General features: G+C 71.1%; 32 protein-coding genes. 16 read left to right on the top strand and 16 right to left on the bottom strand.

The annotated features are described in order from the left end of the window. Positions 1–43: 43 nt before the first annotated feature. Positions 44–775 (bottom strand): SDR family oxidoreductase, encoded by a 732-nt coding sequence (locus AB0K18_RS09620; RefSeq protein ID WP_364912336.1) that lies wholly within the window; start codon positions 773–775, stop codon positions 44–46. A 172-nt stretch (positions 776–947) separates the two neighbouring features. Between AB0K18_RS09620 and AB0K18_RS09615 the strand changes: the two genes are divergently transcribed. Further along, the gene (locus tag AB0K18_RS09615; protein ID WP_364912333.1) at positions 948–2,984 is read left to right on the top strand and encodes a right-handed parallel beta-helix repeat-containing protein; all 2,037 of its coding nucleotides are present in this window, start codon (positions 948–950) and stop codon (positions 2,982–2,984) included. A gap of 100 nt (positions 2,985–3,084) precedes the next feature. Here AB0K18_RS09615 and AB0K18_RS09610 read toward each other — a convergent pair whose 3' ends face one another. Then, positions 3,085–3,282 (bottom strand): GNAT family N-acetyltransferase, encoded by a 198-nt coding sequence (locus AB0K18_RS09610; protein WP_364912330.1) that lies wholly within the window; start codon positions 3,280–3,282, stop codon positions 3,085–3,087. A 95-nt stretch (positions 3,283–3,377) separates the two neighbouring features. On the opposite strand from AB0K18_RS09610, the gene AB0K18_RS09605 reads away from it, so the two are divergent. Further along, positions 3,378–3,917, top strand: a complete 540-nt coding sequence (locus AB0K18_RS09605; RefSeq protein WP_364912328.1) for a hypothetical protein — start codon at positions 3,378–3,380, stop codon at positions 3,915–3,917. On the opposite strand, the gene AB0K18_RS09600 is transcribed toward AB0K18_RS09605, so the two are convergent. The 5 genes from AB0K18_RS09600 to AB0K18_RS09580 form a co-directional block, all read right to left on the bottom strand. Further along, entirely contained in the window at positions 3,905–4,951 is a 1,047-nt protein-coding gene (locus AB0K18_RS09600; protein WP_364912325.1) for an ABC transporter ATP-binding protein, read from the bottom strand. The genes AB0K18_RS09605 and AB0K18_RS09600 overlap by 13 nt on opposite strands. Beyond that, positions 4,933–5,766, bottom strand: a complete 834-nt coding sequence (locus AB0K18_RS09595; RefSeq protein ID WP_364912323.1) for an ABC transporter permease — start codon at positions 5,764–5,766, stop codon at positions 4,933–4,935. The genes AB0K18_RS09600 and AB0K18_RS09595 overlap by 19 nt, the downstream gene beginning before the upstream one ends. Beyond that, complete coding sequence (gene modA / locus AB0K18_RS09590; RefSeq protein ID WP_364912320.1) at positions 5,766–6,530, bottom strand: molybdate ABC transporter substrate-binding protein; 765 nt, start codon at positions 6,528–6,530, stop codon at positions 5,766–5,768. Before modA ends, AB0K18_RS09595 begins: the two co-directional genes overlap by 1 nt. Before the next feature lie 11 nt (positions 6,531–6,541). Next, positions 6,542–6,955: a TOBE domain-containing protein gene (locus AB0K18_RS09585; RefSeq protein ID WP_364912317.1), complete on the bottom strand. Its 414-nt coding sequence runs from the start codon at positions 6,953–6,955 to the stop codon at positions 6,542–6,544. Positions 6,956–7,113: 158 nt separating this feature from the next. Next, on the bottom strand, positions 7,114–7,197 hold the full coding sequence (locus AB0K18_RS09580) for a hypothetical protein (RefSeq protein WP_364912744.1): 84 nt from the start codon (positions 7,195–7,197) through the stop codon (positions 7,114–7,116). Between the two features lie 481 nt (positions 7,198–7,678). On the opposite strand from AB0K18_RS09580, the gene AB0K18_RS09575 reads away from it, so the two are divergent. After that, positions 7,679–7,897: a hypothetical protein gene (locus AB0K18_RS09575; protein WP_364912314.1), complete on the top strand. Its 219-nt coding sequence runs from the start codon at positions 7,679–7,681 to the stop codon at positions 7,895–7,897. A 109-nt stretch (positions 7,898–8,006) separates the two neighbouring features. On the opposite strand, the gene AB0K18_RS09570 is transcribed toward AB0K18_RS09575, so the two are convergent. Next, the gene (locus AB0K18_RS09570) at positions 8,007–8,561 is read right to left on the bottom strand and encodes a helix-turn-helix domain-containing protein (RefSeq protein ID WP_364912311.1); all 555 of its coding nucleotides are present in this window, start codon (positions 8,559–8,561) and stop codon (positions 8,007–8,009) included. 60 nt (positions 8,562–8,621) lie between these two features. Next, complete coding sequence (locus AB0K18_RS09565; protein WP_364912309.1) at positions 8,622–8,843, bottom strand: hypothetical protein; 222 nt, start codon at positions 8,841–8,843, stop codon at positions 8,622–8,624. A gap of 93 nt (positions 8,844–8,936) precedes the next feature. Between AB0K18_RS09565 and AB0K18_RS09560 the strand changes: the two genes are divergently transcribed. The 6 genes from AB0K18_RS09560 (at position 8,937) to AB0K18_RS09535 (ending at position 14,146) form a co-directional block, all read left to right on the top strand. Then, positions 8,937–9,521, top strand: a complete 585-nt coding sequence (locus AB0K18_RS09560; protein ID WP_364912306.1) for a TetR family transcriptional regulator — start codon at positions 8,937–8,939, stop codon at positions 9,519–9,521. Positions 9,522–9,542: 21 nt separating this feature from the next. Further along, entirely contained in the window at positions 9,543–10,103 is a 561-nt protein-coding gene (locus AB0K18_RS09555) for an RNA polymerase sigma factor (protein WP_364912303.1), read from the top strand. Further along, a complete protein-coding gene (locus AB0K18_RS09550) occupies positions 10,100–11,110 on the top strand; it encodes a CU044_5270 family protein (RefSeq protein ID WP_364912300.1) in 1,011 nt (336 codons plus the stop codon). Before AB0K18_RS09555 ends, AB0K18_RS09550 begins: the two co-directional genes overlap by 4 nt. 132 nt (positions 11,111–11,242) lie before the next feature. Next, positions 11,243–12,025 carry an alpha/beta hydrolase gene (locus tag AB0K18_RS09545; protein ID WP_364912296.1) on the top strand — a complete coding sequence of 261 codons (783 nt, stop codon included), beginning with the start codon at positions 11,243–11,245 and terminating at the stop codon, positions 12,023–12,025. A gap of 95 nt (positions 12,026–12,120) precedes the next feature. Continuing rightward, positions 12,121–13,485 (top strand): FAD-binding oxidoreductase, encoded by a 1,365-nt coding sequence (locus AB0K18_RS09540; protein ID WP_364912294.1) that lies wholly within the window; start codon positions 12,121–12,123, stop codon positions 13,483–13,485. Between the two features lie 34 nt (positions 13,486–13,519). Continuing rightward, complete coding sequence (locus AB0K18_RS09535; protein ID WP_364912291.1) at positions 13,520–14,146, top strand: chorismate mutase; 627 nt, start codon at positions 13,520–13,522, stop codon at positions 14,144–14,146. 240 nt (positions 14,147–14,386) lie between these two features. Here AB0K18_RS09535 and AB0K18_RS09530 read toward each other — a convergent pair whose 3' ends face one another. Then, a complete protein-coding gene (locus AB0K18_RS09530) occupies positions 14,387–15,019 on the bottom strand; it encodes a hypothetical protein (RefSeq protein ID WP_364912288.1) in 633 nt (210 codons plus the stop codon). Positions 15,020–15,203: 184 nt separating this feature from the next. On the opposite strand from AB0K18_RS09530, the gene AB0K18_RS09525 reads away from it, so the two are divergent. From AB0K18_RS09525 to AB0K18_RS09505, 5 genes are all read left to right on the top strand, one after another. Further along, the gene (locus AB0K18_RS09525) at positions 15,204–15,515 is read left to right on the top strand and encodes a hypothetical protein (RefSeq protein WP_364912286.1); all 312 of its coding nucleotides are present in this window, start codon (positions 15,204–15,206) and stop codon (positions 15,513–15,515) included. Positions 15,516–15,533: 18 nt separating this feature from the next. Then, positions 15,534–15,713, top strand: coding sequence for a hypothetical protein (locus AB0K18_RS09520; protein ID WP_364912283.1), 180 nt, complete (start codon positions 15,534–15,536; stop codon positions 15,711–15,713). Between the two features lie 138 nt (positions 15,714–15,851). Beyond that, positions 15,852–16,118: a hypothetical protein gene (locus tag AB0K18_RS09515; protein WP_364912281.1), complete on the top strand. Its 267-nt coding sequence runs from the start codon at positions 15,852–15,854 to the stop codon at positions 16,116–16,118. Positions 16,119–16,478: 360 nt separating this feature from the next. Continuing rightward, complete coding sequence (locus AB0K18_RS09510) at positions 16,479–17,240, top strand: class I SAM-dependent methyltransferase (RefSeq protein WP_364912278.1); 762 nt, start codon at positions 16,479–16,481, stop codon at positions 17,238–17,240. A gap of 38 nt (positions 17,241–17,278) precedes the next feature. Further along, on the top strand, positions 17,279–17,758 hold the full coding sequence (locus AB0K18_RS09505; protein ID WP_364912275.1) for a hypothetical protein: 480 nt from the start codon (positions 17,279–17,281) through the stop codon (positions 17,756–17,758). Between the two features lie 143 nt (positions 17,759–17,901). Here the strand turns inward: AB0K18_RS09505 and AB0K18_RS09500 are convergent, their stop codons facing one another. Genes AB0K18_RS09500 through AB0K18_RS09480 form a run of 5 tightly spaced genes read right to left on the bottom strand, consistent with a single transcriptional unit; the run spans position 17,902 to position 22,396 of the window. After that, on the bottom strand, positions 17,902–18,840 hold the full coding sequence (locus tag AB0K18_RS09500) for a fumarylacetoacetate hydrolase family protein (protein WP_364912271.1): 939 nt from the start codon (positions 18,838–18,840) through the stop codon (positions 17,902–17,904). Between the two features lie 2 nt (positions 18,841–18,842). Beyond that, positions 18,843–19,775 (bottom strand): VOC family protein, encoded by a 933-nt coding sequence (locus AB0K18_RS09495; RefSeq protein ID WP_364912268.1) that lies wholly within the window; start codon positions 19,773–19,775, stop codon positions 18,843–18,845. Beyond that, on the bottom strand, positions 19,772–20,773 hold the full coding sequence (locus tag AB0K18_RS09490; protein WP_364912266.1) for an amidohydrolase family protein: 1,002 nt from the start codon (positions 20,771–20,773) through the stop codon (positions 19,772–19,774). Before AB0K18_RS09490 ends, AB0K18_RS09495 begins: the two co-directional genes overlap by 4 nt. Next, complete coding sequence (locus tag AB0K18_RS09485; RefSeq protein WP_364912263.1) at positions 20,770–21,882, bottom strand: FAD-dependent monooxygenase; 1,113 nt, start codon at positions 21,880–21,882, stop codon at positions 20,770–20,772. The genes AB0K18_RS09490 and AB0K18_RS09485 overlap by 4 nt, the downstream gene beginning before the upstream one ends. Positions 21,883–21,889: 7 nt before the next feature. Next, entirely contained in the window at positions 21,890–22,396 is a 507-nt protein-coding gene (locus AB0K18_RS09480) for a cyclase family protein (RefSeq protein ID WP_364912742.1), read from the bottom strand. A gap of 101 nt (positions 22,397–22,497) precedes the next feature. Between AB0K18_RS09480 and AB0K18_RS09475 the strand changes: the two genes are divergently transcribed. Further along, positions 22,498–23,376 (top strand): LysR family transcriptional regulator, encoded by an 879-nt coding sequence (locus AB0K18_RS09475; RefSeq protein WP_364912739.1) that lies wholly within the window; start codon positions 22,498–22,500, stop codon positions 23,374–23,376. Between the two features lie 94 nt (positions 23,377–23,470). Here the strand turns inward: AB0K18_RS09475 and AB0K18_RS09470 are convergent, their stop codons facing one another. After that, entirely contained in the window at positions 23,471–23,992 is a 522-nt protein-coding gene (locus AB0K18_RS09470; protein ID WP_364912260.1) for a hypothetical protein, read from the bottom strand. Positions 23,993–24,111: 119 nt separating this feature from the next. Between AB0K18_RS09470 and AB0K18_RS09465 the strand changes: the two genes are divergently transcribed. Then, positions 24,112–25,266, top strand: a complete 1,155-nt coding sequence (locus AB0K18_RS09465; protein ID WP_364912257.1) for a hypothetical protein — start codon at positions 24,112–24,114, stop codon at positions 25,264–25,266. The last annotated feature ends 2 nt before the right edge of the window (positions 25,267–25,268 follow it).

The raw sequence follows: 25,268 nt of genomic DNA, 5'->3' as shown, positions 1-25,268 counted from the left end.
TTTATATGAGATTCATATTATACGAAACTCATACAAAATGGCGTCAGACGACGCCCGCCCGGATCTCGTCGTACAGCCGGGTGGGATCCTCGGCCAGCGACTTCTTGACGTGCATGCTCCATGCGTCGGCGAGCACCTCGGCCGCTCCCGCCTCGATCCCGTCCAGGCCGGCCCGCACGGTCTCGGCCGGGTCGCCCTTCGGCCCGTCGTAACCGGCGCTGAAGTCGGTGTCGACCGCCCCCAGGTGCAGCGCGGTCACGAGCGTGCCCGGCAGCTCCAGGCGTACGCCGTTCGTCAGCGCCCACTGGGCGGCCTTGGTGGCGTGGTAGCCGTTCGTGCCCGGGTAGGCGTGCCAGGACTGCGCGGACAGCACGTTCAGGATCGCCCCGCCGCCGTTGGCCGCCAGCGCCGGGGCGAACGCGCGTACGGCGGTCAGCGTGCCCCAGAAGTTCGTCTCCATCTCCACGCGGATGGCCGCCGGGTCCGTCGTGAGGAAGTACGTGGAGTGGCTGACTCCGGCGTTGTTCACCAGGAGCGTCACGTCGGTCGCCGTGGCGGCCGCGGCCAGGACCTGCGCCTCGTCCGTGACGTCAAGCCGCAACGGCACGACGCCGGGCAGGTCGATCGTCTCCGGGCGCCTGGCGGTCGCGTACACGCGGGCCGCGCCGCGTTCCAGGAGCTGCCGGGCGAAGTGGCGGCCCAGCCCGCGGTTGGCGCCGGTCACGAGCGCCACCGCGCCCTCGATGGGGAAAGCGTTCAGGTTCTTCGTGGTCATGCGAGCACGCTAAGACCTACCGCTGACGTCAGGGTCAAGTCCTGGGGAGGTTCGGGACAAATCGGTCGGACGTTCGGGGGCGATTCGGCTGACTGCTATTGATCTTGACCGCTACCCTTCACGATCAACAACGTTTCGTAGAACGGGAGCTTCCATGCGACACCCTGTTGTCGTGAGTGCGTTACTCGCCCTGGTGACCGGCGCCGGCCTGCTGGCCGGACCGGCCACCGCCGCGGTGGCCGACGACAGCGCGGCCGGTGGCTGGTACACCGAACTACCGGCCACCATGAAGGTCTGCGACAACGCGACCTGGCAGGACGGACCGGCCGGCGCGCCGCAGGGCGCCATCGTGGTCCCGGCGGGCGACAACACCGGCTTCGACTTCGGCCAGAGCGGCAAGACCTACTGGTTCGCCCCGGGCACCCACACCCTCGGCGAGGAGCTGTACAGCCAGATCAGACCCGGGGACGACAGCGTCTTCCTGGGCGCTCCCGGCGCCATCCTGGACGGCCAGAACAAGAACCAGTACGCCTTCTCCGGCGAAGCCTCCAACGTGCGCATCGCCTACCTCGAGGTCCGCAACTTCGGCCGCGGCAAGGACAACAACAACGAGGGCGTCATCAACCACGACGCGAGCAGCGGCTGGATGATGGAGCACCTCTACGCGCACCACAACGACGGCGCCGCGGTGTTCCTCGGCAACACCAACACGATCCGCAACAGCTGCCTGAAGGACAACGGCCAGTACGGCATCAGCATGTACCGGCCGCAGGTCGAGGGCGACGCGGCGATCAAGGACATCGTCGTGCACAACAACGAGATCTCCGGCAACAACCAGGACGACTGGGAGACCGAGATCGAGGGGTGCGGCTGCACCGGCGGCGTCAAGTTCTGGGACGTCGAAGGCGCCACCGTCACGCAGAACTACGTCCACGACAACCTGAGCGTCGGCCTGTGGGCCGACACCAACAACATCGACTTCCTCTTCGACCGCAACTGGATCGAGGGCAACGAGAGCATCGGTCTCTGGTACGAGATCAGCTACAACGCCACGATCACCCGCAACGTCTTCAAGCGCAACGCCTGGGTCACCGGCAACGACAACCAGGGCTCGCCGGCGCCGGCCATCTACATCTCCGAGTCGGGCGGTGACGCGCGCCTCGCGAGCGACACCAGCGGCAGCACCGATCTGAGGATCAGCGACAACTACTTCGAGGACAACTTCTCCGGCATCTCGATCTTCGAGAACGCCAACCGCTTCTGCAACTCCAACGGCAACACCAGCAAGACCTACTGCACGCCGTTCGTCGCTCCGACGGTGATCCCGGAGCCGTACGACTACGAGTACCCGAACCCGATCAACGACGCCCACCCCTGCTACACCTCGATCGCGAACGAGCCGCAGCGCACCGACTGCCGCTGGCACTCGCGCAACGTGAAGGTGACGGGCAACGAGTTCCGCTTCGACCGCTCGGTCGTGCCCTGCGCCGGCACCTACTGCGGGGTCCAGGCCCTGTACGCCCAGGGCGCCGACAACATGCCGTGGGCGCCGTACACGGTGTCGGAGATCCAGCAGGACATCATGTTCAACGCCGGCAACAGCTTCACCGGCAACACCTACGTCGGCGACTGGAAGTTCGCCAAGGGCTGGGGCGAGACGATCTCCTGGGACGCCTGGCGCTCGGCCCCGTACAACCAGGAGGCCGGCAGCACCTACAACGGCTCGACCGAGGAGCCGCCGGTGCCCAACGCCCTCGACGCCGACACCTCGACCCTCGAAGGCTCGATCGGCCAGTGGTCCGCCTGGTACAGCAGCTCCGTCGAGCGGTCCGCCGACGCCGCCCACGAGGGCGACTACGGCCTGCGCGTCGCGGTGACCGAGGCGAACGGCTGGGGCGTCGCCCTCGACAACTGGCCCGGCTTCGAGACCAGGGCCGGCGCCAAGCAGATCAGCTTCTGGGCCCGGCAGGGCACCCCGGGGATCGCCGACGCGACGCTCAGCGTGCTGTGGCGCAACGCCGAGCAGGAGCTGATCCGTACCGACGAGATCCCGCTGAGCGGCCTGACGACGAGCTGGAAGGAGTTCACCCAGCAGCTCACCGCGCCGTCGGGCACCGCCGCCGTCTCGCTGGAACTGGGCGGCGAAGGCGCCGCCGGCGAGACCCTCCACCTCGACGACATCGTGATCGCCGACCAGGAGAACGCCTAGATAAGGGGGGAACGGGTGCCCTCCACCCGTTCCCACCCTTGTCAGAGTCCTGGTGATCGGGGCGTGGTCGCCAGGACGAACCAGCAGTGCTGCGATGCCGTCACGGCTTCCAGCACAGCAGCGGATCGGGGTGGTCGGTGAAGCCGAGCCCCCGGTAGAGCGGCTCCGCTTCGCGGGAGACGGTGAGGTCGACCCGTACGGCGTCGCGCGATCGGAACCAGCCGACCAAGCCGAGCATGATCGCCCGGCTGTGCCCGCGCCGCCGGCACGCCGGGTCGGTGACCATCTCAACCCTCACAGCCCGTCGATTCCCTCGCGCGGGGGAGGCGCGCTCCAGGCCCATGACAGGACGCTGGTGACGTCACGAGCGTTCGAAAGGGCTGGAGGGGTGACGTGACTGTGTCGTTGCGGGTCCGGGTGTGGGTGTACCTGTTGCTGTGCGGGCTTCTGCCGTGGTCCCTGGTGAAGACCGTGTGGACCGTTGGGGGAGACGCGCTCGGGGTGAGCGGCCGGGACTGGTTACGGAGTGTCGAGAGCGACGGGGGCGCCGTCTATGAGGCGCTGGCGGCCGTGGGGATCGATCTGACGGTGCTGGCGGCCCTGCTGGGGGTGTTCCTCGCGCTCGGGCTGGTGCATAGGTGGGGGAAGATCTTTCCGCGGTGGACGCTTTTCCTGGCCGGGCGACGGGTGCCGCGCCTCCTGCCGCTGATCCCCGCGTGGGTGGCCGGGGTGTGTCTGGGCGGGTACGGGCTCGTCCTCCTCGTCATGGTGCCGCTCGCCCTGGGCGGGGTGATACCGCCGTTCACGCCGCCGGAGCCCTTCACCACCAGTGCGGACGTGACCTGGATGATCCTCTTCGGCGGTCTGGCGTTCGGCGGCCTCGGGGGAGCCCTCGTGCTGGGAGCGTGCTCGTACACGTCTCATGCGGGGTAGGCGTGCGTCTCGGTGGCCTTGACCGACGCCCAGATTTCCTGGCCGGGGCTGAGGTCGAGGTCGGCCACGGCGGCGGGGGTGATGTCGGCGAAGGCCGTGATCGGGCCGTCGAGGTGGACGCGGACGTTGTCGCCGTGCCGTTCGATGCCGTCGATGCGGGCCCGCCACAAGTTGCGCGGGCTGCCGTCGGGACGCGAGCGGTAGAGGGCGACGGCGGCGGGCGGGAAGGCCACGAACGCGGGCCCTGACAGCTGCTCGGAGCTGTGCAGCAGGAGCTCGCCGACCTTGACCCGGCCGGCGTCGGCGCCGCCCCGGTAGAGGTTGAGCCCGACGAGGCGGGCGACATAGTCCGTACGGGGCCGGCGCGCGACCTCGGCCGGCGGCCCCTCCTGGACGACGGCGCCCTGCTCGATGACGATCAGCCGGTCGGCCAGCACCATGGCGTCGAGCGGGTCATGGGTGACCAGCACGGTCGCGCCGTCGAAGTCGGCGAGGTGGCGGCGCAACCGGGAGCGGACCTCCAGCCGGGTGTGGGCGTCGAGCGCGGCCAGCGGTTCGTCCAGCAGGAGCAGCTCGGGCCGTACGGCGAGCGCACGGGCCAGCGCCACCCGCTGCGCCTGCCCACCGGACAGCTGCCGCGGCCTGGCACCCGCCCGATCGGCCAGTCCGACGCGTTCGAGCAGGTCGGCGGCGGAGCGGCGGGCCTCGGCCTTGGGCACGCCCTGGCAGCGCGGCCCGAAGGCGACGTTGTCGAGCGCGGACAGGTGGGGGAAGAGCAGGTAGTCCTGGAACACCATGCCGATCGGCCGGCTCTCGGCGGGCAGGGTGTGCAGCGGCCGGCCCCGCAGCGAGATGTGACCGGCGGACAGGCGGGTGAGCCCGGCCAGCGCCCGCAGCGCCGTCGTCTTGCCCGCCCCGTTCGGGCCGAGCAGCGCCACCACCTCACCGGCGTCGGCGTGCAGCGTGACGTCGAGGGTGAAGGTGGGCCTGGTGACCACCAGGCGGGCGTCGAGGGTCACGGCGCGCTCACCCACCGATCACGCAGGCTGGCCAGGATGACCACCGACACGGCCAGCAGGACCAGGCTGAGCACGATGGCGGCCTCGGGCTCGGTCTCCAGCGCCAGGTAGACGGCCAGCGGCATCGTCCGGGTGGTGCCGGGGAAGTTGCCGGCGAACGTGATCGTCGCCCCGAACTCGCCCAGCGCCCGCGCCCAGCACAACACCGCGCCCGCCACCACGCCAGGCATGACCATCGGCAGCGTCACCCGCCGGAACACCGTCCACCGCGAGGCGCCGAGCGTCGCGGCGGCCTCCTCGAACCGCTGGTCGGCGCCGCGCAGCGCCCCCTCCACGCTGATCACCAGGAACGGCATCGCCACGAACGCCTCGGCGATCACCACCCCGGCCGTCGTGAACGGCAGCGTGACCCCGAACGACCCCTCCAGCCACTGCCCGACGATCCCGCGCCGGCCGAGCACCAGCAGCAGAGCCACACCGCCGACCACCGGCGGCAGCACCAGCGGCACGGTGACCAGCGCCCGCACCACCCGCCGTCCAGGGAACTCGACCCTGGCCAGCAGCCAGGCCAGCGGCACGCCGAGCAGCAGGCACAGCGCGGTGGCGATGGTCGCGGTGACCAGCGACAACCGCAGCGCCTCCAGCACCTGCGGCTCGGCCAGCCGGCCGGGCAGCGTCGTCCACGGGGCGCGGACCAGCAGCCCAGCCAGCGGCAGCACCAGGAAGACCAGCCCGATCAGCGCGGGCACCACCAGCATCCACGGCAGCCTGCCGGACGCCTCGCGTCCTCGGAGCGTGGGGCCGGTGCGGTCGCGGACGGGAGCGTTCATCAAGGCGCTTCGAATCCGGCCTTGGTCAGCACGTTCTTGCCCTGCTGCGACAGCACCAGGTCGACGAACCGCCGGGCCGCGTCACCGGCCGGGGCCTTGGCGATGGTGGCGATGGGATAGTCGTTGACCGCCTGGTCGGCCTCGGGGAACGCGATGCCCGACACCTTGCCGGCGGAGGCGATGACATCGGTCTTGTAGACCAGCGCCGCGTCCACCTCGCCCAGCTCGACCTTGGTCAGCGTGGCCTTGACGTCCTGCTCCAGGGTGACCGGCCTGATCTGCAGCCCGGCGGCGTCCAGCGCCTTGGCGGCCGCCGCGCCGCACGGCACCTGCTCGGCGCAGAGCGCGACCTTCACCTTCGGGTCGGTGAGGTCCTTCAGCTCGCCGATGTGCGCCGGGTTGCCGGCGGGGACGGCGATCTGCAGCTTGTTGCGGACGAACGTGGCCGGCGAGCCCGCCAGGGACGCGTCGGTGACGGTCTTCATGGTGGCCGGGCTCGCCGCGGCGAAGACGTCGGCCGGGGCGCCCTGAACGATCTGCTGGGCCAGCGTGGCGCTGGAGCCGAAGTTGAACCGTACCGACGTACCCGGATGAGCGGCCTCGAAGACCTTCCCGAGCTCGGTGAACGTCCCGGTCAGCGACGCCGCCGCGAACACCGTCACCTCCTTGCCCTCTCCGGAGGCGGACCCTCCTGACCCGCACCCGGCAAGGACCAGCGCGACGGGCAGGACGAGCGCCCACAGGGACATGCGCCTGAACACCAAGGGCCCGCTCCTCACACCTGACTGGCCACGCGCTCGTGGTCAGGGATCTCCACGACGACGTTGGTGGACTTGATCACCGCGACCGCCACCACCCCCGCCTCCAGGCCCAGCTCATCGGCGGCCTGGCGGCTCATCAGCGACACAACGCGGAACGGCCCCGCGGCGATCTCCACCTGCGCCATCACCGCGTCGCGGACCACCTCCGTCACGATCCCCCTGAACCGGTTGCGCGCCGAGGAACGCCCGCCCCCGCCGCTCTCCCCGACCTGCGCGCGGGCGAAGGCCGCCAGGTCGGCGCCGTTGACCTGCCGATGCCCGTGCTCGTCGCGCTCGGCCCGCAACCGGCCCGCGTCCACCCACCGGCGGACGGTGTCGGAGCTGACCCCGAGCAGCGCCGCGGCCTCACTGATCCGAAACGTCGTCACAAGCCCCCACCCTACCCCCGCACTTGCGAGCACCAACACCCATCAACAGCGGCATCAGCGACACGTTACCCTTCCTCGCCCTCGCATCCACGAGGCCAGGCGTTACGCTGCCCCTGTGACGTTGATGACGTGCTCGCGATCTACCACGGGGACTCCGGTCACCACTGATAGGGCAGGTATTTGCCGTCCATCGTGATCACGACCCGGTCGCCCGCCGGGTCGGGAACCGGCTTGACGTCCAGGCGGAAGCAGATGGCGCTCCTCCATGTCCGAACTGCTGCGTGAGTGGATCACCGTGCCGCTCGGCATCGAAGGACGGCTCGCCTTCGCCACTCCGGCGGAGCCGCTCGCCCGCCTGGGACAGCAGGAGCGGCCCCGCCGCTCAGTCGATCCTGGGCCATGGGAGAGCCGGCCGAGCGGGGCACCGACCAGGTCTTCGGCACTCCTTCACGGATGGCGCTGGGTTTCCCCCTCGGCAGGATGGGAGCACCCACCGACGAGAGCTCCTTCGGCCGGCCGGGAGTGAGGCGGCAGCTACGCCTACGCCGACCCCGCCCGCGGCGTCGCCTTCGCCCTGACGAAGAACCGCCTCACCCCCGGCTTCGACCCCGCCCTGTCCGTCATGGAGATCCTCATCGAGATTCGCTGAGCCTCCGGCGGCGGCACCAGCGTCCCTCGAGCGCGGCTCGATAACGTGACGGTCCCCTCGCGCTGGAGAGCCTCATGTCGTTCCTTCTCTCAGCCCAGCTGTGGGCGCGCAAGGCCGGGAAGCACCTTTACACCGGTCTGGTCATGCTCGGCGCCGGCGTCCACGCGCCCTCCCTGCCCCTGCTCTGGGACGGCCGCCCGGAGCAGGACGTACCGGACCGGCACCTGAGCCCGTCCGAACGCGCCGCCTGGCACCAGCTGACGACCGCACTGACCAGCGACGAGAAGTCCTGATCACATGGGTTTGCGCGGCAGCATCAGCGCGGTGAAGACGGACAGCAGGAGCAGCGCGGCGGAGATGAGGAAGCCGAGCCGGTGGCCACTCGCCGTTCCCCGGGGGCGGTCACTGATCCAGGCAGCGCAGCGCGGCGGCCAGGAACTCCTGCTTCTGCGCCGGCGAGAGCGTGCCGTTTCCGGCCTCGACCGCCCAGAACGCGCCCTGCTTGGCCACCGCGAACGCGGCCCAGGCGCGGGCCAGGGCCTCGTCGCTCGGGTCCGGGCCGGCCAGGGCGTGGATGAACGTACGGGTGCTGCCCTCGACGTCGTACATGCTCCGCAGGACGGGGGAGATGGACGGGTCGCTGCTCAGCAGCGCGTTGACCGCGTGCGTCTCCACCGTCAGATCGATCAAAGCGCGCAGCAGCTCCTGAGGGCTCAGCCGCTCTTTCGCGCAGCGCTCGGCCAGCTTCGCGAACAGCGACAGCGGCTCGGTGATGAGCGCTCCAAGGATCAGCTCCTTGGAGTTGAAGTGGTAGTAGAGCGTGGCCTTGCTGGTGCCCAGCTTCCCCGCGATGTCGGCGATGGAGGTGCCGGCGTAGCCGCGCTCCACGAAGAGCTCCTGCGCGGCCTCCAGGATGCGCGCCCGGGTGCGGACGCCGTCGCGTTCCCCTACGGCCACGAGGTCACCCTCTTCATGGGCCGAGCATACGGGACTTGACGACCGTCCGGTCACCTGATTTCACCGGTCCCGCCGATGAAGGCGGGCGTTGACGCGCAGGAGGGCCGGGACCAGCAGGTAGACCACCACGGGCACCACGATCGCGGTCACCACCAGCGTGCGCAGCGCCTGCGGCAGCGGGCTGATGACCGGCTCCAGCAGCAGTTGCACCAGCATGAGCGTCGCGTAGACGGCCGCCCAGGTGATCAGGGCGCGGCGGTGCACGGACGGTGTGGCAGGCATGACGGGTCCCCCTCAACAAATCCAACTCATCAGTTGGAGTTTTGCACACGAATCTCCAACTGTCGAGTTGGATATTGCGGCTATGCTGGGACCATGGCATGGAACACGGCCCGCACACGGCAACTCCTGCTGGACGCGGCGGTCGAGGAGTTCGCGGAGCACGGCCCCGAGGCGGCCAGGCTCGACCGCGTCGCCGCCACGGCCGGCGTCAACAAGGAGCGCATCTACCAGTACTTCGGCAACAAGGAGCAGCTGTTCGCCGCCGTGCTGAGCTGGAGCCTGGAGCGCCTGGCCGAGGCCGTGCCGCTGGACGGGCCACTCGCCGCCGACCTGCCCGCGTACGCCGGCCGCGTCTACGACTACCACCGCGAGCACCCGCAGTTCATCAGGCTGCTCTACTGGGAGGGCCTGCACCGCGGCGGCGACCCCATCGCCGCCAGGGAGGAACGCGCCGCCCACTACGCCGCCAAGCTCTCAGCCCTGGCCGCCGCGCAAGAAGACGGCACGCTGCCGTCGGAGTTCACGCCGGGCGAGCTGCTGTACGCGGTGATCGCCCTGGCCGGCTGGTGGTACGCCACCCCGCCGCTCGCTCAGATGATCATGGGCGACGACATCGGCGCCGCCCGCGACGCCCTGGTCCGCATGGTCGCCAAACTGGCCGGCTCAAGCTCCTCCTAACGAGCCGCCACATTCCGCAAGGTGCCGGACATTTACCAGATGTTCGGCACCTTGCGGCAAGGAGACTTCGTGACCTACCGAGATCGCTTCGAAGCGGTCTACGACGCGTATTACCCGGCGATACATCAGTACGCCGCCCGCCGTACCGGCTCGCCCGACGACGCGGCCGACGTCATCTCGGAGACGTTCCTCACCGCCTGGCGGCGCATCGGCGACGTTCCCGAGGGCGAGGAGGCGCTGTTATGGCTGTACGGGGTGGCCCGCCGCGTGCTGGCCAACCAGCGGCGCGGCGCATCACGCAGAGCCGCGCTCACCGAACGGCTGCGCGCGGAACTGACCGCCGACCAGCCGACCGGATCGGTGGATCTGGACCATGTACGCGCGGCCTTCGACGCCTTGTCCGAACGTGACCGCGAGGTTCTGGCGCTGGCCTGCTGGGAGGGCCTGACCGGCCAGCAGATCGCCAAAGTCCTGAAATGTACGCCGATCGTCGCCCGGACCCGGCTGCACCGGGCGCGCAAACGGATGGCGGCGGCGCTGGAGCGGCAGACGTCCATGACGGTCGCGATGGGGGAAGCATGAGCGACATCGACACCCTGATGAAGGCCATCGACCCGGCACCGCACGCGCCGGAACAGGGGCCCGCCGCGCGCGAACTGCGTGAAGCGATCATGGCGACCCCGGCGCCCACGCGCAGAACCGCCCGGCGTCCGTCGTGGCGGGCCGGCGCCATCGGGCTCGCCGGGGCCGCGGCTGCGGCGGCGGTCTTCCTCGTCCAGGCCACCCCCACGGTCGCACCTGCCCTGCCGGGCAAATCGCTCCTGCTGGCCGCCGCCGCCAAGGCCCAAGCCGCCCCAGAGGGGGCGTACTGGCATCTCAAGGAGCTGTACGTGGGCTCGGCGGGACCGTACGGCCGCGACGGCGACTCCTACCGTCTGGAGACCTCGTACCTCTCGGAGACGTGGTTCGCCAAGGACGGCCGGGCGTGGATCGGCGGCAGGCGGCTCGCCGCACGCCCCCTCGACGTGGAGGCATGGCGTCGCGACGGTTCACCGACCGAGTGGACGATCGGGAGGGACGGCGGTCTCTACTCCACCTCGCCCGGCGCGGGCACGCTCACCCGGCTCAAGGGGGAGCGCAGGCTCTACTGGAGCGCCATGCCCATGACCATCAAGGAGATCGAGGCGCTGCCCGCCGACCCGGAAGCGCTGAAGAAGCGGGCCGCTGAGGCGATCCGCCGCGACCGGGACTTCGCCGGTTCCGTGGCGGACGGCCTGCCGCCCACCTTGGCCTCACTCCTGTACGCGCTGCCCGCCTCCCCGCAGGTGCGCGGCGCCGCGTACCAGGCGCTGGCGACACTGCCCGCGGTGCGGGTCGAAGGCCGGACCACCGACGTGCGGGGGCGGGCGGGCGTCTCCGTGACCTTCCCGCTCCAGGGAGGTGGACCCGCTCAGGGCAGGCTGATCATCGACCCCGGCACCTCCAAGGTGCTGACCTACGCGGTCACCGGCGGCGGGCCGAAGAAGGACGACCGCGTCACCGTGGTGCTGGACTCCGGCTGGACCGACACCCCGCCATCCGCCGGCTGATGCAAGCGTGAGGTAGAACGTTCGGTCTTGACTGGTGTGCCGGATATGCCATGATGAGACCGAACGTTCTCCCTTGCATGGGGAGGGCGTCGTAAGTCTTCTGACCTGAAAGGCCACATCATGGGAACCCGTATGCTCCGCCGTGCCGCCCTCGCCGTCGGCGCCCTCGCCTTGATCTCCGCCACCGCGCCCGGCGTGGCGATGGCGGACAGTGCGAAGTCCACCGGCGCGAAGCCGACCATCGTCCTGGTGCATGGAGCGTGGGCCGAGTCGTCGAGCTGGTCGTCGGTGGCGGAGCGGCTGCGCAAGGACGGTTATCCGGTGCGCGCCCTCGCCAACCCGCTGCAGGGCCTGACCAGTGACAGCGCCTACGTCTCCAGCTACCTGGCCTCGATCGACGGCCCTTTGGTGCTGGTCGGCCACTCGTACGGCGGCGCCGTGATCACCAACTCCGCCGTCTCCGACCCCGACGTCAAGGCCCTGGTGTACATCGCCGGTTTCATCCCCGCCAAGGGCGAGACGGTCGGCGACCTGGCCGCCAAGTCCTCGCCGGCCATCCCGCTGGTCACGACCACCGTCCCGGACGGCGCCGAGGTGTCCATCGACCCGGCCCACTTCCGTGAGTCGTTCGCCGGCGACGTCGACAAGACCACGGCCGCCACCCTCGCGACCGTGCAGCGTCCCGCCAACACCAAGGCGGTGACGGACGCCGGCGAGAAGGAGGCGTACCGGACCATCCCGTCCTGGAGCCTCATCACCCGGCAGGACAAGGCGATCGCGCCCGACCTGCAGCGCTTCATGTCGAAGCGGGCCGGTGCGCGCGCCGAGGAGGTCAACGCCTCCCACGCCGTGATGGTCAGCCGTCCCGACGCGGTCACGAACCTCATCGAGAAGGCCGCCCGCAGCGCCCGCTGAGCACGGCCCTCATGCTCCCCGCCGGCCGGTACGGACCCTCCGGCCGGCGGGGAACCATCCGATCCGCACGCTCCTCCCGATCGAGGTCTCAACCCATGACTCAGCACCAGATCGGCCGCCTGGCCGACACCCTGCGGCGGACCATCCACGCCGACCGCGTCCTCACCACAGGGCCGGACTACGACGCCGGCCGCGCCATCTGGAACGGCGCCGTGCTCGCCCGGCCCGGCGTCATCGTCCGGTGCGGCGAACACACCGAGGTCCAGGCCGCCGTACGGGCCGCGCGGGAGGCCGGGGTGCCGCTGTCGGTGCGCGGCGGCGGCCACGACTGGGCGGGCCGATCGCTCAGCGACGGCGGCCTCACCATTGATCTGTCCGGTATGCGGCAGGTGACCGTGGACCCTGAGGCGAAGGTCGCCGAGGTCGCGGGTGGGGCGACGGCCGCCGACGTCGTACGCGCCGCGCAGCCCTTCGGCCTGACCGCCGCGACCGGCTCCGCCGGGTCCGTGGGCATGGCGGGCCTGACGCTCGGGGGCGGGTACGGGCCGCTGAGCGGCCGCTTCGGGCTCGCCCTGGACAACCTGCTCGCCGCGGACGTCGTGCTCGCCGACGGCTCCCTCGTCACCGCCGACGCCGAACGTGAACCCGACCTGTTCTGGGCACTGCGCGGCGGCGGGGGCAACTTCGGCGTCGTCACCTCGATGCGCGTACGGCTGCACGCTGTGCCGACCTTGTTGTCCGGCATGGTGCTGTTCGCGTGGGAGCAGGCCGGGGCCGTACTGGCCGGGCTGCAGGACGTCCTGACCGAGAGCCCGGACGAGCTGACCGTGCAGTCCGGCGTCCTGGCGGGCCCGGACGGCAAGCCGGTGGTGTTCCTCTCGCCGACCTGGAGCGGCGACGACGCTGCGGTGGGGGAGCGGGCGCTGGCCCGGCTCGGCGGCCTCGGCACGCCCCTCCTCTCCCAGATCGGCCCTGCCACCATGCCCGAGATGCTGGCGGGCATCGACGCGCAGTTCCCCTTCGGCCGGCACGTCGAGATCCGCCCGCGTTCCGTGCCGTCCCTTTCGCCGGGCGTACGCGAGGTGCTGAGCGTCGCCGGCTCCACCCTGACCTCGCCCTGCTCGGCGGTCTCGGTGCACCACCTGCACGGGGCCGCGGCCCGCGTACCGCTCACGGAGACGGCGTTCGGCAACCGCGACCCGCACCTGATGATCGAGATCATCGCCCTCTGGGAGCCCGGCGACGCGCGGGCGGCCGGCCACCGCGCCTGGGCCGCCGACGTGGCCCGCGCCCTGGAGCCCGACGCCCTGCCGGGCGGCTACCCCAACCTGCTCGTGGACGACGAATCCGCCCAGATCGCCCACGCCTACGGCCCGAACGCCGAACGGCTGCTAGAGCTGAAACACCGCTACGACCCGGACCGGACCTTCCGCGCGATCCCGCTGCCGGACCCGTCCTGACCTCCCTCTTTCCCAACGAGATAAAGGTAGACGTATGAACCTGCGTACGAGGATGACCCGCTTCGCGGTGATCGCCGGAATGTTCGGAGCCACGACGGCCCTGTCCGTCCCCGAGGCGATGGCATCGGCGACCCCGGCCGCTGTGGGCGGCGTGGTCGCGGCACCACCGTCGTCGTCGCTGGGCCAGCTCGGCCCGTTGACGGACCTCGTCATCGAACGGCTCCTGGTGAGCGACGACGTGGCCGCCTCCAAGTTCGGCACCGACTCGCCCATCGAGGACCCGGTCCGCGAGCAGCAGGTCCTTGACCAGGTCCGCCGGCAGGCCGCGGACTTGGGGGTGGACGGGGACGCCACGGTGGCGTTCTTCCGTGACCAGATCACCGCCAGCAAGGTCGTCCAGAAGGGCCTCTTCGCCCGCTGGACCGCCCACCCGGAAGAGGCCCCGACAACGCGCCCCGACCTGGCGGAGATCCGCCAGCGCCTCGACCGCCTCACCACGGAACTCCTGGACAGTCTGAAGACCACGGAACACATCAGGAAGAAGCCGGTGGCCTGCGCGACCCACCTGACGCTGGCCACCGCATCAGGCGCGAAAAGGGAACACCTGGACGCCCTCCACCGCCGGGCCCTCGAAACCGCAACCGACTCGGTATGCAACTGACCGGACAACGTCGTCGCCGCAGGGGACGGCGTGCGGTCCGGGTCGGTCGCGATGTCCAGGCGGTGACATCGGCGAAGCGGGTCGCGGTATTCGACCCGGAGTGTCAGGGCGCAGCTGCCCACCTTGGCCGATGTCTCTTGTATCCCATTCAGATCGATCACATTTCTCTGATACCAAAGGGCATGGCGCATGACTTGGCCCGTGAACTGCGCGAGGTCTTATAACGGCCCCGGTGGAAGGCTATTTCAGCTGCCACACGATGACGTCGAGTTCGACCCACCAGTCGTCCGCGTCCGTTGAGTCGTGCACTTTGTCCACGCGGAGTGAAGCGACGTTTCCGCTGGCCGTCGTCAGGCACAACTGCGAATTGACGCCGAATTTCTCGGTTCTGCCGGCGCCGGCCAGCCTGACGTCGGTGACCACGTGCCAGGCCTTGGTGCAGGCGTCGAGCGTTCGCGACTCATCGTCTTCCACCCTGGCCATGCGCGAATCGTTCAGCGGCTCCAAAGCCACATAGAACACGCCGTTCTCCAGGCTGAGATCGGGCGTGTTGTCAACGGCTCCGACGCTGATCGTGTCCAGGTCGAAGCCGTCCTGGGCGAACGTCAGCCGGGCGGTTCCCGTCCTGGTCGCGACAGGGGAAGACGATGCACGTACGGGCTCGTCCGAGCCGGTGGCCGAGGGCGCCGCGGACGCGGCCGTCGATGACGGTGACGTCGTCTGTTGCGCGGTCGCAGGGTGAGGAGGCGCAGGGGTCATGCCCTGCCATATCGTGACCAGGGCGGCGCAGGCTCCTATTGCTCCGGCGACGGCTCCGACGATTTGCCAGTGGTCAATGCTTAAACCGAGGAAAGACTTGCCCTTTTTCGCCAACTGAGCATCACCTCGGCACCCCGCAAGTCGATCTCGTCCCGGTCATGGTAAACGCGCGCGTACGTCATGTCAGGTACGACACAAGCCCGGACCCATTTCGGTATGGAGATCATCAGCGCGGCGGTGACGGCGTCCAGGCGGGTGGCCGCCGTCAGCGGGCCGCGAGTTCTCCGCCAGGCCGCGCGTGAGCGGAGATAGAACGTTCGGTGTTGACAAGGGATACCGGGTCGTCCCGTACTCACGCCCCGGCTACGGCGCCTCGACCCCGGCGCCCGGCCGTACGGTCGCCGGCGCCGCCGACCTCGCCGCCGGCATGGCGAGCCTGTTCCCCGAGGTGGACGCCGCCGAGCTGGCCGGCGCCTACGGCGCGGAGAACATGGCCCACATGCACCACGCGCTCGCGCCGGGCGAGGAGGGCTGGCTGGGGGACTTCCAGGCGCTGACCACGCCGTGGGGCTTCGACCTGGGCGGCGTCACCGTCCCCGTCGAGCTGTGACACGGAACGCTCGACCGCATGGTGCCCGTCGCGCACGGGCAGTGGCTGACCGCGCACCTGCGCAACGTCCGTGCTCATATAGAGCGCGGACACGGGCACATCTCGATCGGCGTCGGAACCCTCGGCGACAAGCTCGACCGCCTCAGGTCGAGAGTCAGGGAGAGCGCGCCGGTCAGATCTTTCTGGGAGGGACTGTGACGAACGGCACCGTACTCAACGTGGGGCTCTGATCCGCAGGTCGTCGGTGACCCCGACGCGCCGAGCGAGGCGTTCCCCACGGTAGATGCGGAGCAGGTCAGGGCCGGGCTCGCCAAGGCCGCCGCCGAGCTGGCGGACATGGGTCTCGCCTTCGAGACCTGTCTCCTCGACCGGGGTGCGGGGGCGGAGGAGAAGTTCCGCGAGGCCGTGAGCGGCAAGCACTACGACGTCATCGTGTTCGGCGGGGGAGTGCGCCTCGAACCCGCGATGACCCCGCTCTTCGAGAAGCTCGTCAACATCGCGCGGACCTGCTCGCCGACCTCCGTGCTCTGCTTCAACACCGGCCCGTGGACCACCGTGGACGCGGTACGCCGCTGGTGGCCCCGGCCGTCCGACGTGGGCTGACGCGGGTCACTTCGTGTCGATCCGGCCCAGCGGTTCGCCGGCCGCCGCCAGCGCCCGGCGGCCAGCGGGCTCAGGTCGTCGCCGCCGCTTCCGGGCAGGCACAGCAGCACGGCCGCCGCGACCGACGACGGGCAGACCGTGGCCGGTCGCCGGCGCCGTGACCCGGACGTGGAGGTCCTGGCCCCTCCAGGGGCCGGAAGCACGACCGGGCGGACGGAGATGAGGGCGATGTCGTTCATCAGAGGAGATACCTTCCAGCGAAAGCGGAACGCTGCTCCGCATCAATATACGGAGCAGCGTTCCGCTTGGCAAACCGCGAAGATGTCCGCGTCCTGTGTGGATCTTGGGCAGAATGGCCCGATGCCTACCATCCCGCACAAGTTCGCCGAGGCCACGTCTTCGTCGCCGTACAACGACTACGACCAGATGGCCGAGGGTTACTCGGCCGAGAACGAGACCAACCTCGTGAACGCCTACTACGAGCGCCCCGCCATGCTGGAGCTGGCCGGGGACGTGGCCGGGCGGCGCGTTCTCGACGCGGGGTGTGGCTCAGGGCCGTTGTTCGCCGAGCTGCGCAGCAGAGGCGCGATCGTGACCGGCATCGACGCGAGCGCGGGGATGCTGGAGATGGCCAGGCGGCGGCTGGGCCCCGACGCCGATCTGCACGAGGTGGATCTGGCCGGGCCGCTGCCGTTCGCCGACGACACGTTCGACGACGTCACCGCGTCCCTCGTGCTGCACTACCTGGAGGACTGGGGGCCGACGCTGGCCGAGCTGCGACGCGTGCTGAAGCCCGGCGGCCGGCTCCTCATCTCGGTGGACCATCCTTTCTCCATCACGCTCTTCCAGCAGATGGCCGGAGAGAAGCCCGCGTACTTCGAGACCCGCACCCGCACCGAGGAATGGGCCATGGGCGGGGAGACGGTCCGGATGAGGTTCTGGGACCGGCCGCTGCACGCGATGACCGAGGCCTTCGCCGCCGCGGGCTTCCGCATCAGCGTCATCAGCGAGCCGCCGTTCGCGCCGGAGGCCCGCGAGCTGTTCCCCGAGGAGTTCGGCGGCATCGAGCCCGGCCGTACGCGGTTCCTGTGCTTCCTGTTCTTCGTTCTCGAGGCGGCCTGACGTAACCCGCTGGACGCGTACGGTGACGACAGGGTTGCATGGAGATCATGATGTGCAGAAGGTCGTCCCTGGCCGTCGCCGTGCTGTTCGCCGCGCTCACCGCATGCTCCTCGGACGTGGCTCCGGCCGGAGCCCGGCCCGGCGAATCCGCGCCGCCCGCCTCGGCAAGCCCGTCGGTGACGCCTTCGCCGTCGCCGACCGGGCCGTGCGATGACGGGACGTGCGAGGTCAAGGTCGCCGTGGGGGACGTCGTGACGGTGCCGGAACGGTACGGCCTCGGGCCCATCGAGGTGAAGGAGATCTCCCGCGGCTCGGTCGAGATGCTCGCGCCCCTGACGGGGCCGGGGTACAGCGTCGCCGGTTGTGCCGGCGGCGGCAGCGTGTCGTCGGCGGGCGGCGGGGCCGTCCGGATGAGCTGCGACAAGGGAACGGTCGCGACCATCAACGACGTCATGAGCCTGGAGGTCGTCAAGGCCGCCGGCAAGACCGCCGTCATCCGCATCGAACCCGCCGGCTGACCAGCGTCCAAGGGCGGATGCGGGCCGGGCAGGACGATGTCGCCGCAGGTGCCCGAGCCCAGCACGTCGCCGGGCCGGACGCGGGTGGCCGATCGGCGGGAATCGTTCTCCACGGTCACGACCGGCTCGTGATGAGCCTCCCGTCAGATCGGGGAGGTGCGAGGGCGGGTACGCGCCTTGGGCAGGGGCAGCGGGGACGTCCCGGGCACGACGGTGTTGCGGATGGTGCCGATGCCCTCGACCGTCATCTCGACCACGTCCCCCACCTCCAGCGGCGGCGGGTCCTGGCGGCCGTGGCGGCCCCACAGCTCGGCCAGGCAGCCGCCGTTGCCGCAGGTGCCCGAGCCGAGCACGTCGCCGGGCCGGATCCGGGTGCCGCGTGAGGCGTAGGCGGCGAGTTCCTCGAAGGTCCAGGCCATGTTGGACAGCAGGTCACGGCCGACCTCCTCGCCGTTGACGCTGACGGACAGGGCGAGGCGCAGGAAGCCGTCGGCGTCCCGGTACGGCTCCAGTTCGTCGGCCGTCACCAGCCACGGGCCGAGGGTGGTGGCGGTGTCCTTGCCCTTGCAGGGGCCGAGGCCGACCTGCATCTCGCGGGACTGCAGGTCTCGGGCCGACCAGTCGTTGAAGATCGTGTAACCGTAGATGTGCTCGCGGGCCTGCTCGGGGCTGAGGCCCGCGCCCTCCTCGCCGATGACGGCGGCGACCTCCAGCTCGAAGTCGAAGGCCCGGCAGCCGGGCGGGACGGGCACGTCGTCGTGCGCGCCGATCAGCGCGTACGGGTTGCTGAAGTAGAAGGTGGGCGCGTCGTACCAGGCGCCGGGCACGCCGCCGCGGCCGTCCACGCTCTTGCGCACGCCCTCGACGTGCTCCTCGAAGGTGACGTAGTCGCGGACCGACGGCGGCTCGACGGGCGGCAGCAGGCGTACGCCGGCCAGCGGCAGCGGCTCCCCGGTGGCCGGGAGGCCGCCGGTGCGGACGACGTCGAGCAGGACGGTCCCGCCGGGGAAGGGCAGGACGGCGTCGCCCGAGACGACGCCGCAGCCGCGCAGGCCCTGGTGGGTGAAGGTGGCCAGGCGCATGATCACACCGGCGGGGCGACGAACACGCCGCGGTCGACGTCGTTGAACGACTCCTTGGCGATCAGCTCGTTCATGGGGTTGGCGGTGCCCCACTGGTCGCTGACCTCGGGCCGGGAGAAGTCGTACACGTGCGGGTGCCAGGCGTCCTCGTCGAGCTCCTCCAGCTCCGTGGTGTATTCGACGGTGTTGCCGTGCGGGTCCAGGAAGTAGGAGAACGTGTTGTCGCCCGCCAGGTGACGGCCTGGGCCCCAGAGCATCCGGACGCCGGCGCGCAGCAGCCTGCCGGTGCCGTACATGTACTCGTCGAGGCCGCGCAGCTCGAAGCTGATGTGGTGCAGGCTGGCGTGCGGGCCGCGGGCGATGGCCATGCTGTGGTGCTGCGGGTTGCAGCGCATGAAGTGCATGACCTGGCCCATGCGGGGGTGGGCGAGGGTGTCGGACAGGGCGAAGCCGAGGTGGGTCTCGTACCAGGTGCGGGTGGCGTCGATGTCGGGGGCGTTGAGCACGACGTGCGAGAGCCGTACGGGCACCGCCTCCTTCGCCTCCAGCCTGCGGTGGGCGCGGACGGCGACGTCGGCGGAGACCTCCACCGTGCGGCCGTCGAGGTCGAAGAAGCGGAAGCCGTGACCGCCGCCGGGGGTGTCCAGCTTGCCGGGCTCGGAGACCAGCCGGACGCCGGCCGCGCGCAGCCGTCCGGCCAGGGCGTCCACGTCCTGCGGCGTGGCCGCGCCGAAGGAGATCAGGTCGAGCCGCTTCTCCTCGGCCTTGCGCAGCCGGACGATGTACTGCTCGGGCGAGCCCTCGGCCGCCAGAAAGCTGATGCCGCTGTCGTTCGCGACCTCGGTCAGGCCCCAGACGCCGGCGTAGAAGTCGCGCTGCTTGTCGTAGTCGGGCACGGCCAGATCGACGTGCCGCAGGTGCGTGATGAGTCTCATGAAGGGTCCTTCAGGTCGAACAGCCGGACGGCGTTGCCGCCTCGGACGGGGGTGTCCGCGAGCCCGGCCGCGCGCAGGGCCGCGAGCGGGTCGGGATCGCCCATGTCGAAGGGGAAGTCGGAGCCGAGCAGCACCCGCTCGGGCCCGGCCACCCTGACCAGCTCGCGCAGCGCGGCCGGGTCGTGGGTGAGCGAGTCGAAGTGCAGGTCGCGCAGATAGCTGCTGGGCGGCCTGGCGCAGCCGCGGGCGTCGGGCCGCACCCGGTGGCCGTGGTCGGAACGGCCCAGGTGGTACGGCAGGTAGCCGCCTCCGTGCGCGGCCAGCAGCTTCAGCCCGGGATGCCGGTCGAGCACGCCGGAGAAGATCAGGTGGGACAGCGCGACGGCGTTCTCCACCGGCTGGCCGACGATGTTCGACAGGTACCAGCGGTCCAGCCGCTCGTCCAGCGTGCAGCCGAACGGGTGCAGGAACACCACCGCGCCCGTCTCGGCGGCGCGGGCCCAGAACGGCTCGTACGCGGGGTCGGACAACTCGCGGCCGGGCGCGTGCGAGGAGATCTCCACGCCCTTCAGGCCCCTGGCGAGCGCCTGGTCAAGGGCCTCGACCACGAGGGAAGGGTGGTGCAGCGGCACCAGGCCCAGGCCGTGCAGTCGGTGGGGCGCCCAGGCGACGTGCGCGGCCACCCCGTCGGCGGCGAGCCGGCACACCTCGGCGGCCGCCTCCTCGCCGGTCCAGTAGTGGTAGTGGGAGGGCGACGGGCTGACGATCTGCACGTCCACGCCGGCCGCGTCCATGGCGGCCAGCCGGGCGTCCACGTCGGTGAGCAGGGGGATCCTGGCCGCGACCATCGGGCCGCTGACCTCCAGCGCGGCCGGGCCGTTGCGGCGGGCGTCCAGCTCGCGCTGCCGGTCGTGGCCGGCCAGCCCGGCCACGGCCTGGTCGATCTCGGGCAGCAGGACGTGCGCGTGCACGTCCACGGTGAGCGGATGACCGGTCATGGCCGCTCGCTCACGATCGCCGAGATCCGCCCCATCAGCCCCGGTACGTCGGCGTCGCGCACGCCGTCGAGCTGCCAGCGCGCGAGCTGCAACGACGCCTCCACCACGGCCTGGACCCGCGCGTAGCGGCGGTCCATGAACGCGTCGAACAGCTCCTGGTCCAGCCGGTCGGCGGCGAGCAGCAGCTCGGCGAGCACGGCGGCGTCCTCCAGGCACAGGGCGGCGCCCTGGGCGAGCGTGGGCGGGCAGGCGTGCGCGGCGTCGCCGACGAGCACGACCCTGCCGAGGTTCCACGGCCGGTCGATCAGCAGCGACTCGAACCACGTGTAGTTGATGCGGGCCGGGTCGGTGATGCCGGCGCGGATCTCAGCCCAGACGCCGCCGTACCCTTCGGCCAGCGCTCGCATGTGAGCGCACTTGTCGCCCACCTCCTCGCGGGGGCGGGCCTGCTCGACGAGGTAGGCGTACATGGTGTCGGGGCCGGTCGGGCAGTAGCCGGCGATGAAGCAGGGGCCGCCGTAGATCAGGTCGGTGCGCTCGACCTCCTTGGGGCGGCGGGTGTGCAGCCGCCAGATGCCCATGCCGGTCGGCTCGGGCGCGACGTCGATGCCGAGCATGCCGCGCACGGCCGAGCGGATGCCGTCCGCGCCCACGATCAGGTCGTAGCGGCCGATGGTGCCGTCCGACAGGCGCGCCTCGCCGCTCTCGGCGACGCCGGTGACGGCCGTGCCGTACCGGACGCGCGCCCCGGCCTCGCCGACGGTGCCGGCGAGGATGGCGGCCAGCTCGGGCCGGTTCATGCCGAGCGTGGCGGGCAGGTCAGAGCCGCCGGTGCGGGTCTCGGGCGGCTCGGCGAGCAGTGTGCCGTCGGGGGCGCGCAGCCCGACCGAGGTGAAGGCGAAGCCGGCCGCGCTCGCCCGCTCCCAGACGCCGAGGTCGCGCAGCACCCGCAGCGCGTTGCCCTGGAGGGTGATGCCCGAGCCGTGCGTGGCGGGTCCAGGCTCGATCTCGACGACGTCGACGGCGACGCCGGCGCGGGCGAGCAGGATCGCCAGGGCGGAGCCGGCGGTGCCGGCGCCGACGATGAGGACGCTGTCTACTGCTGGCATGGGGGCCTCACTTGAGCGCGAGGGGGTTGACGGGGGAGCCGACCGCGCCGGTGACCGGCAGCGGCGCGGCGGTGAGGAGAAACTCGTGGACGCCGTCCGCCGCGCAGTCGGCGGCCAGGGCGTCCAGATCCCACATCTCGCCGACGAGCAGGCCGAGGTGCGGGATGACGACCTGGTGCAGGGGCTGGAACGCGTTCTCGAACTCGTTGGGCCGCACCTCGAAGCCCCACGTGTCGGTGGCGACGGCGGCGATCTCCGTACGGTGCAGCCAGCCCGCCGTCCAGAACGACAGGCCCGGCGCCGGGCCGCCCGCGTAGTCGCCCCAGCCGTCCCGTTTGGCCCTGGCCAGCTGCCCGGTGCGCACGCACACCAGGTCGCCGCGGCCCACCTCGACGCCGTGCGCCCGCGCGGTGGCGGTCAGGTGTTCTTCGGTGATGGCGAAACCGTCCGGCAGCTCGCCGTACACGGCGGCCACGTCCAGCAGCACGCCGCGCCCCGCGACCGGGGCGGCCAGGTGCTCGATGCCGGTGACCAGGTCGCCCTCGCTGGTGACGACCTTGTCGGCGGGCCGGCCGTTCCACGCCCGGCCGTGGTCGAAGCCTCGACCTCAACCTCCTGGTCGCGCTGCACGCCCTCCTTGAGGAGCGCAACGTCACCAAGGCCGGTCTGCGCGTCGGGCTCAGCCAGCCCGCCATGAGCGCCGCCCTGGCCAGGCTGCGCCACCACTTCGCCGACGAACTGCTCGTCCGCCAGGGCAACCGCTACGAGCTCACCCCGCTCGGCAACGCGCTGCGCGCCCCGGCCGCCAACGCGTACGCCATGCTGGACCGCCTGTTCACCAGCCGCGCCGACTTCCGTCCAGGAGACGAGGAGCGCGACTTCACGCTGCTGTCCTCCGACTACGCCATCGCCGTCTTCGGCGCCGCCCTGGCCCGCACCCTGCACGCCGAGGCGCCCGGCCTCCGGCTGCACTTCCGGCACGTGCCGCCCGGTTTCGTGGAGAACCCCGAGGCGGTGCTCGGCGCCGTGGACGGCGCGATGATGCCGCACGGCGTGATCAGCGGGCTGCCCGCCGTCGAGCTGTACGAGGACGCCTGGGTCTGCCTGGTCGCCGACGACCATCCCGAGATCGGCGACCGGATCACCCTCGACGACCTCGCCCGCCTGCCCTGGGTGGTCTACCAGCGCACCTTCGACGCGCCCGTCACCCGGCAGCTCAGCATGCTGGGGCTGGAGCCGCACGTGGAGGTGTCCGTGCAGCACTTCCAGCTGCTGCCGAGCCTGGTGGCGGGCACCCGCCGGGTCGCGCTCGTCCAGCGGCGGCTCGCCGAGCTGCTGCGCGACGTCGCGCCCGTGCGCATGCCGGCCCTCCCGTTCGAGGCGGTGCCGCTGCGGGAGGCGCTGTGGTGGCATCCGGTGCACACCCACGACGCCGCCCACACCTGGCTCCGCACGACCGCCACCCGCGTCGCCGCAAGCCTGCCCGCCCTGTGAAGGAGCCGCTCACGTGGTCGGTGATCTACTTTGTAAAGGCGTTGGCATTGAAGCGTCACCAGTCGGCTGGTTCAAAACAAGCTCAGCGACGTGGTCAGTGGTGCTGGGCGCCGGTTTCCATCTGGCCGCCGACCTTCTTGCGCAGGTCCTCCAGCAGTGCGGGTTCGGCCACGACCGTCCAGCGGTCGCCCACCAGGTACGTCCCTCCATAAGCCTGGGCGTAGTCGAGCCAGTCACGCTTGCCCTTGTCGGTGGTGAAGGTGACGATCGTGTACCGGCCGCGCTTGGTCTGGCAGGCGGCCTGCTTCAGCTCGTCGGCGTCGATCTGCAGGCGGGCCTTGGGGCAGCCGGCGCTGGTCTTGAGCTTCTTCATGCTCCGGCGCGGCAGCTTCACGGCCGTGGAGGGCTGCGTGCCGCCGCCCGCCACGTGCCCTTGATGGTGCGACGGGTGTTGCGCGGCGGCGACGGGCGTCACGGCCTTGGCGGCCGGCGTCTGCGCGCTGCCGCAGGACACCAGGCACGCGCCCAGCACGGCGGCACCCGCCGAGACGGCCAGCAGCCCCGTCACCCGTCTCCGTGCACGTGCGGGGGACGGCGGCCGCGGTGTGAGCGTCATGGTGATGTTCCTCCGATTCAGGGAAGCTCCCACCGGAGGTACGCACGCCCGTCCGCACGCGGTTCACCCGCCGGAAAAGCGTTCGTGTCCATCACGGACGTCCCGTTACCATCGCGCGGATGAACGCTGTGCTCTGGTTGTCGGGCCCTTCAGGCGTCGGGAAGTCGTCGGCCGGGTGGGAGATCTGCGCTCAGCTCGGCCGGGAGGGCGTCAGGACGGCGTTCGTGGATGCCGACCAGATCAGCCTGATCCACCCCGAACCCGAAGAGAGCACCCACCGCCTCCGCGCCCGCAACCTGGCCACCCTCTGGGACGGCTTCCGGGCGGAGGGCGCGGAGTGTCTGGTGCTGGCCGGTTTCGTGGGCACTCCGGACGAGGTACGCGAATACCCCTCCGTCCTGCCCGACGTCGCGTTCACGGTGTGCCGGCTGCGCGCCCCGGCGGAGGAGCTGCGCCGGCGCTTCCTGGGCCGCGGGTGGCAGCCGGACCTGGTGGAGCACGCGCTGGCCGAGGCCGCGGCTCAGGACCGCACGTCCTACGCCGACCTGACCCTGGACACCACCGGGCTGACGGTCCCGGAGACGGCCCGCATGATCCGGGAACGCACGGGTTGGCCGGGAACCACCGCACCCGGCCCAGGACGTCCCGTGCGGGCGGAGCCGGCGCCGGTGCCGCTGCTGTGGTTCACGGGGGCGACGGCGGTGGGGAAGTCCACGGTCGCGTACGAGGTCTTCCGCCACGTCGTACGTTCCGGCACGCGCACCGCGTACGTCGACCTGAAACAGATCGCCATGCTGCGGCCCGCCTCCGGCGACGGACACCGGCTCAAGGCCCGCAACCTCGCCGCGCTCTGGGCCGGCTACCGCGCGGCCGGGGCGACGTACCTGATCGTCTGCGGCGAGGCGGACACCGACGAGACCATCCGCGACTACCTCGGCCTCTTGCCAGGCGTGCAGCCTACGGTGTTCCGCCTGCACGCCTCCCCGGCCACGCTGCGCGAACGCGTCACCGAGCGCGGAAGGGGCGGCGGCCCGACGATCCCCGGCGACGAGCTGCGCGGGCTGGACGAGCACGCCCTGCACGAAGCCGCCGCCCGCGCGGCGGCCGAGGCGGCCTCGCTTGACCGGGCGCGCGCCGGAGACCTGCGCGTCGACACCGACGACCGCCCGGCGCCGGACGTGGCCGCCGCCGTTCTGACCCACCTCGGACTCACCCCGGAGAACTCCCGGACCAGAACCGGGTCTCGCCCGGACCCCGTTACTGTGTCCGGATGACA

Source organism: Nonomuraea sp. NPDC049421 (genome assembly GCF_040677005.1).
Classification (GTDB): Bacteria; Actinomycetota; Actinomycetes; order Streptosporangiales; family Streptosporangiaceae; genus Nonomuraea; species Nonomuraea salmonea.
The sequence above is the reverse complement of the archived record's forward strand: the minus strand, read 5'-3'. Positions and strand labels throughout refer to the sequence as shown.

Excerpts from the sequence above, each read along its gene's own strand:
- AB0K18_RS09620 (WP_364912336.1), bottom strand. The coding sequence starts at position 775 with ATGACCACGAAGAACCTGAACGCTTTCCCCATCGAGGGCGCGGTGGCG.
- AB0K18_RS09595 (WP_364912323.1), bottom strand. The coding sequence starts at position 5,766 with ATGAACGCTCCCGTCCGCGACCGCACCGGCCCCACGCTCCGAGGACGC.
- AB0K18_RS09575 (WP_364912314.1), top strand. The coding sequence starts at position 7,679 with ATGTCGTTCCTTCTCTCAGCCCAGCTGTGGGCGCGCAAGGCCGGGAAG.
- AB0K18_RS09565 (WP_364912309.1), bottom strand. The coding sequence starts at position 8,843 with ATGCCTGCCACACCGTCCGTGCACCGCCGCGCCCTGATCACCTGGGCG.
- AB0K18_RS09560 (WP_364912306.1), top strand. The coding sequence starts at position 8,937 with ATGGCATGGAACACGGCCCGCACACGGCAACTCCTGCTGGACGCGGCG.
- AB0K18_RS09550 (WP_364912300.1), top strand. The coding sequence starts at position 10,100 with ATGAGCGACATCGACACCCTGATGAAGGCCATCGACCCGGCACCGCAC.
- AB0K18_RS09545 (WP_364912296.1), top strand. The coding sequence starts at position 11,243 with ATGCTCCGCCGTGCCGCCCTCGCCGTCGGCGCCCTCGCCTTGATCTCC.
- AB0K18_RS09540 (WP_364912294.1), top strand. The coding sequence starts at position 12,121 with ATGACTCAGCACCAGATCGGCCGCCTGGCCGACACCCTGCGGCGGACC.
- AB0K18_RS09535 (WP_364912291.1), top strand. The coding sequence starts at position 13,520 with ATGAACCTGCGTACGAGGATGACCCGCTTCGCGGTGATCGCCGGAATG.
- AB0K18_RS09520 (WP_364912283.1), top strand. The coding sequence starts at position 15,534 with ATGGTGCCCGTCGCGCACGGGCAGTGGCTGACCGCGCACCTGCGCAAC.
- AB0K18_RS09515 (WP_364912281.1), top strand. The coding sequence starts at position 15,852 with ATGGGTCTCGCCTTCGAGACCTGTCTCCTCGACCGGGGTGCGGGGGCG.
- AB0K18_RS09510 (WP_364912278.1), top strand. The coding sequence starts at position 16,479 with ATGCCTACCATCCCGCACAAGTTCGCCGAGGCCACGTCTTCGTCGCCG.
- AB0K18_RS09505 (WP_364912275.1), top strand. The coding sequence starts at position 17,279 with ATGGAGATCATGATGTGCAGAAGGTCGTCCCTGGCCGTCGCCGTGCTG.
- AB0K18_RS09500 (WP_364912271.1), bottom strand. The coding sequence starts at position 18,840 with ATGCGCCTGGCCACCTTCACCCACCAGGGCCTGCGCGGCTGCGGCGTC.
- AB0K18_RS09495 (WP_364912268.1), bottom strand. The coding sequence starts at position 19,775 with ATGAGACTCATCACGCACCTGCGGCACGTCGATCTGGCCGTGCCCGAC.
- AB0K18_RS09490 (WP_364912266.1), bottom strand. The coding sequence starts at position 20,773 with ATGACCGGTCATCCGCTCACCGTGGACGTGCACGCGCACGTCCTGCTG.
- AB0K18_RS09485 (WP_364912263.1), bottom strand. The coding sequence starts at position 21,882 with ATGCCAGCAGTAGACAGCGTCCTCATCGTCGGCGCCGGCACCGCCGGC.
- AB0K18_RS09470 (WP_364912260.1), bottom strand. The coding sequence starts at position 23,992 with ATGACGCTCACACCGCGGCCGCCGTCCCCCGCACGTGCACGGAGACGG.
- AB0K18_RS09465 (WP_364912257.1), top strand. The coding sequence starts at position 24,112 with ATGAACGCTGTGCTCTGGTTGTCGGGCCCTTCAGGCGTCGGGAAGTCG.